Origin of the sequence: Streptomyces sp. SID5785 (genome assembly GCF_009870065.1) — a bacterium.
Lineage (GTDB): Bacteria > Actinomycetota > Actinomycetes > Streptomycetales > Streptomycetaceae > Streptomyces.
Genome location: NZ_WWIA01000795.1, coordinates 1 through 2311 on the forward strand (window position 1 = coordinate 1; position 2311 = coordinate 2311).

Below are 2311 nucleotides of genomic sequence, written 5' to 3' on the forward strand. Positions count from 1 at the left end.
CCCGGACGCGACCTGATCCGCCGGACAGGCCCTAGCGCCCGCGGCGCGGCGCGACAAGCGTCACAGTGCGGTTTCCATGCCACCCCGGCTGTTCCTCACCGGGCGGCCGCTCCCTAGTGTGACCCTGTCAAGACCATTGCGGGGGAACGTGAATCAGATGCAGGGCGAGCTCCTCGCCGGGCGTTACCGGCTCGGCGAATCGATCGGGCGCGGCGGCATGGGCCGGGTGTGGCGCGCGCACGACGAGGTGCTGCATCGCGTCGTGGCCGTCAAGGAGCTGACCGCGGCTCAGTTCGTCTCCGAGGCCGACCGGGCCGTCCTGCTCACCCGGACGCAGACCGAGGCGCGGGCCGCCGCCCGGATCAACCACCCGGCCGTCGTCACCGTCCACGACGTGCTGGAGCACGACGAGCGGCCGTGGATCGTCATGGAGCTCGTCGAGGGGCCCTCGCTCGCCGACGCGGTCAAGGAGCACGGCCGGATCGTCCCGGCCGAGGCCGCCCGGATCGGCCTGTGGACGCTGCGGGCGCTGCGCGCCGCGCACGCCGCCGGTGTCCTGCACCGCGACGTCAAGCCGGGCAACGTGCTGCTCTCGCTCGACGGCCGCGTCAAGCTCACCGACTTCGGCATCGCCCAGGTCGAGGGCGACACGACGATCACCCGCACCGGCGAGATCGTCGGATCCGTCGACTACCTCGCGCCCGAGCGGGTCAGCGGCGCCGAGCCCGGCCCCGCCGCCGACCTGTGGGCGCTCGGGGCGACGCTGTACACGGCCGTCGAGGGCCGCTCGCCGTTCCGCCGCACGTCGCCGCTGAGCACGATGCAGGCCGTCATCGAGGAGGAACCCGAGGTCCCCGAGCACGCGGGGGCGATCGGGCCGGTGATCGGCGCCCTGCTGCGCAAGGACCCGGCCGCGCGGCCCGGCGCCGACGAGGCCGAGGCGATGCTCGCGGAGGCCGCCGAGGGGCGCCGGCCGACCGCCGCGCAGGCGTTCGTCCCGACGCAGGTGCACCGCGATCCGCCGCCGGCCGTCCAGGGCGCCACGTCCGCCCTGGACGCACCGCCGTCGGCGTCGTACCCGCAGACCCCGCTGCCGCAGCCACCGGCCCGGCCGCGCCGCTGGCCCCGGGTCCTGGCCTTCGCACTGGCCGCGGTCCTCGTCGCGGGCGGCGGGGCGTACGGCGGGTTGTACTACGTGCAGCACCGGGGGACGACGGCGTCCGGCGGGTCCGGCGGCACGGACGGCGGCGACGGTGGCACGAGCCCCGACGCCTCCGCGTCGACGACGCCGGTGTCCGGGGCGATCCCCAAGGACTGGAAGCCGGTGCACGACGTCGAGGGATTCAGCCTGATGCTCCCGCCGGGCTGGGAGCGGCAGATGGACGGCACCCAGATCGACTACACGCCGGACGGCGGGGAGCGCTTCCTGCGGATCGCCGTCGACAAGGCGTCCCAGTGGCCGGACTCGTACCAGCACCAGCTGGACCTCGAGAAGCAGATGACCAAGCTGCCGGACTACCAGCGGGTCCGCTTGCAGTCGAACAAGTTCCGGGACAACGAGGGATCGCTCTGGGAGTTCACCTGGACCGCCGGGAACAAGGACACGACGTCCGGCCCCCGGCACGCCATCGAGCAGACCTATGTCGCCGGGGACGGCACGGAGTACGCCCTGTACCTGTCGGTCCCGGAGGACGACTGGGGCGACGCGCGGTCCCAGTTCGACGCGATCCTGCGCGGCTGGCAGCCTCCCGCCTGAACCGGCCGGTGGCCAGAACCGCACCCGTGCACGTCCGTGACCGTGCGGCATGATGGGGCGCATGGGGAGCGAGGGGGACAACGTCCGTGTCGTGGGCGGACGTTACCGGCTGGAGGCCAGGATCGGGCGCGGCGGCATGGGCGTCGTCTGGCGGGCCGCCGACACGCTGCTCGGGCGCCGGGTCGCCGTCAAGGAGCTCGCCGTCGACGAGACCCTCTCCGAGGACGAGGCGGAGCAGCAGCGCGAGCGCATGCTGCGGGAGGCCCGGGCCGTCGCCCAGCTCAGACACCCGCATGTGATCGTCGTGCACGACGTCGTGGTGCAGGACGGACGCCCGTACATCGTGATGGAGCTGGTCGAGGGCTGCTCGCTCGCCGACCGCATCGCCCACGACGGGCCGCTCGACGTCCGCGAGGCCGCGCGGATCGGCGTCGCCCTGCTCGGCGCCCTGCGCGTCGCGCACGCCGCGGGCGTCCTGCACCGCGACCTCAAGCCGGCGAACGTCCTGCTCGAACCGGCGACCGGCCGCGTCGTCCTCACCGACTTCGGCATCGC

2 protein-coding genes are annotated in these 2311 nt (G+C 74.0%); both read left to right on the forward strand.

All coding sequences use genetic code 11. The features are described from left to right. Window positions 1–157: 157 nt before the first annotated feature. Complete coding sequence (locus GTW43_RS26075; protein WP_161304432.1) at window positions 158–1756, forward strand: serine/threonine-protein kinase; 1599 nt, start codon at window positions 158–160, stop codon at window positions 1754–1756. A gap of 61 nt (window positions 1757–1817) precedes the next feature. Then, on the forward strand, window positions 1818–2311 hold a 494-nt coding region (locus tag GTW43_RS26080; protein ID WP_161304433.1), incomplete at its 3' end, for a serine/threonine-protein kinase.